1 protein-coding gene is annotated in these 1,026 nt (G+C 62.3%); it reads left to right on the top strand.

The window, feature by feature from the left end:
- A partial coding sequence (gene intI1, locus KY379_RS27160; RefSeq protein ID WP_025766410.1) for a class 1 integron integrase IntI1 occupies positions 1–919 on the top strand: 919 nt, incomplete at its 5' end.
- Between the last annotated feature and the right edge of the window lie 107 nt (positions 920–1,026).

Raw genomic sequence — 1,026 nt, 5'->3', positions numbered from 1 at the left:
AACCGAACAGGCTTATGTCCACTGGGTTCGTGCCTTCATCCGTTTCCACGGTGTGCGTCACCCGGCAACCTTGGGCAGCAGCGAAGTCGAGGCATTTCTGTCCTGGCTGGCGAACGAGCGCAAGGTTTCGGTCTCCACGCATCGTCAGGCATTGGCGGCCTTGCTGTTCTTCTACGGCAAGGTGCTGTGCACGGATCTGCCCTGGCTTCAGGAGATCGGAAGACCTCGGCCGTCGCGGCGCTTGCCGGTGGTGCTGACCCCGGATGAAGTGGTTCGCATCCTCGGTTTTCTGGAAGGCGAGCATCGTTTGTTCGCCCAGCTTCTGTATGGAACGGGCATGCGGATCAGTGAGGGTTTGCAACTGCGGGTCAAGGATCTGGATTTCGATCACGGCACGATCATCGTGCGGGAGGGCAAGGGCTCCAAGGATCGGGCCTTGATGTTACCCGAGAGCTTGGCACCCAGCCTGCGCGAGCAGCTGTCGCGTGCACGGGCATGGTGGCTGAAGGACCAGGCCGAGGGCCGCAGCGGCGTTGCGCTTCCCGACGCCCTTGAGCGGAAGTATCCGCGCGCCGGGCATTCCTGGCCGTGGTTCTGGGTTTTTGCGCAGCACACGCATTCGACCGATCCACGGAGCGGTGTCGTGCGTCGCCATCACATGTATGACCAGACCTTTCAGCGCGCCTTCAAACGTGCCGTAGAACAAGCAGGCATCACGAAGCCCGCCACACCGCACACCCTCCGCCACTCGTTCGCGACGGCCTTGCTCCGCAGCGGTTACGACATTCGAACCGTGCAGGATCTGCTCGGCCATTCCGACGTCTCTACGACGATGATTTACACGCATGTGCTGAAAGTTGGCGGTGCCGGAGTGCGCTCACCGCTTGATGCGCTGCCGCCCCTCACTAGTGAGAGGTAGGGCAGCGCAAGTCAATCCTGGCGGATTCACTACCCCTGCGCGAAGGCCATCGGTGCCGCATCGAACGGCCGGTTGCGGAAAGTCCTCCCTGCGTCCGCTGATGGCCG

Origin of the sequence: Pseudomonas sp. HD6422 (assembly GCF_025377065.1) — a bacterium.
Classification (GTDB): Bacteria; Pseudomonadota; Gammaproteobacteria; order Pseudomonadales; family Pseudomonadaceae; genus Aquipseudomonas; species Aquipseudomonas putida_U.
The sequence above is the reverse complement of the archived record's forward strand: the minus strand, read 5'-3'. Positions and strand labels throughout refer to the sequence as shown.